Origin of the sequence: Bradyrhizobium sp. AC87j1, from assembly GCF_002936975.1 — a bacterium.
In the GTDB taxonomy this organism is placed as follows: domain Bacteria; phylum Pseudomonadota; class Alphaproteobacteria; order Rhizobiales; family Xanthobacteraceae; genus Bradyrhizobium; species Bradyrhizobium shewense.
In genome coordinates, this window is record NZ_PTFE01000241.1 from 1 (window position 1) to 1,369 (window position 1,369).

1 protein-coding gene is annotated in these 1,369 nt (G+C 57.2%); it reads right to left on the bottom strand.

Going from position 1 to position 1,369, the window contains the following annotated elements:
* Positions 1-265: 265 nt before the first annotated feature.
* Entirely contained in the window at positions 266-1,291 is a 1,026-nt protein-coding gene (locus tag CV770_RS41070; RefSeq protein WP_104466317.1) for an IS110 family RNA-guided transposase, read from the bottom strand.
* Positions 1,292-1,369: the final 78 nt, after the last annotated feature.

Consider the following 1,369-nt stretch of genomic DNA (forward strand, 5'->3'; position numbering starts at 1 on the left):
GTGTGTGGACGCCCCAGTAAATGCAAGCAAAATATAACTTCGGAACAGGCATGTGGTCGGGTGCTGACGTGTGTCCGGCCTCGTGATGCGACCTCGACACGTCGCGGGCCCTTATGGAATGCGTGGATTGGATCCAATTCGGCTACGCGTGCTCGCTGGCACTCATCAACCTGTTGATTCTTCCAATCCCAGTCCTGACCGATTGCCCATAACCCTCCGTTAGACCTTACCACACTTCCGACGTCTCCCGGCGTCTGGCCTTGCGTTACGCAGCGCCAGATGCTGGAGCTTGGTAAGCGCCACCGCGGACCATCAACGCCCAGGCGATGCGCGCCATTTTGTTCGCTAGAGCGACCGCGATCAGCTTTGGAGGCTTCTTCGAAAGCATTCTTGACAGCCAGGACCCTGCTGGCGATCCATAGCGTCTTGCCCATCGCACAACGGCGGTTGCACCAAGCACAAGGAGGCGCCGGAGATCTCGCCGGCCCATCCTGGAGATTTTGCCCAGCCTATCCTTGCCTCCGGAAGAATTCTGTTTAGGTGTGAGACCAATCCAAGCCGCAAAATCGCGCCCCTTGGAAAAAGTCGCCGCCGACGGCGACAAGGCCTCTATCGCTGTGGCGCAGATTGCCCCGATCCCCGGAATGGTCATTAAGCGAGAGGCTACTTCGTCCTGTCTGGCGCGCACCCGCAGGCCTTTTTCCAGCTCTGCTATCTGCTCCGATAGGGATTCCACATGCTTCAAGAGATTCTGGCAAAGGCCGCGGGCAAGATCGGGCAGGTCAGGATATGTTGCCATGAGCTTATCCAATCGGGGGATATGTCTCACACCCTGAGCCACGATCAAACCGTATTCCGCAAGATGTCCGCGCAAAGCATTAATCGCCTGTGTGCGCTGTCGAACCAAGAGATCACGAAGCTTGAATGCCATGGAAGAGGCTTGCTTCTCGGCGCTCTTGACGCCGACAAAGCGCATCGTTGGTCGAGACGCGGCTTCGGCGATCGCTTCGGCATCCGCTGCATCGTTCTTCTGACGCTTAACGAAGGGCTTCACGTAGGAAGGATGGATCAGCCGGACATCGTGGCCAAATTTACCGATCTCTCGTCCCCAATAATGGGCGCTGGCGCAGGCCTCCATCGCGACCACACACCTTGGCAACTTGGCGAAAAACTCGAGCAATCTGCTGCGGTTGAGCTTCTTGCGCATAACGGTCCTTCCGTCCTGCCCAGCGCCATGGAGCTGGAATACGTTCTTGGCCAAATCCAAACCAATGATGCTAACGTCGTTCACGAACGCCTCCTTGCTAGGTTGAAACACCCACATTTTGGCACAATCGATGCCGTCGGGGGGCGTCCACTCCATCGGCTA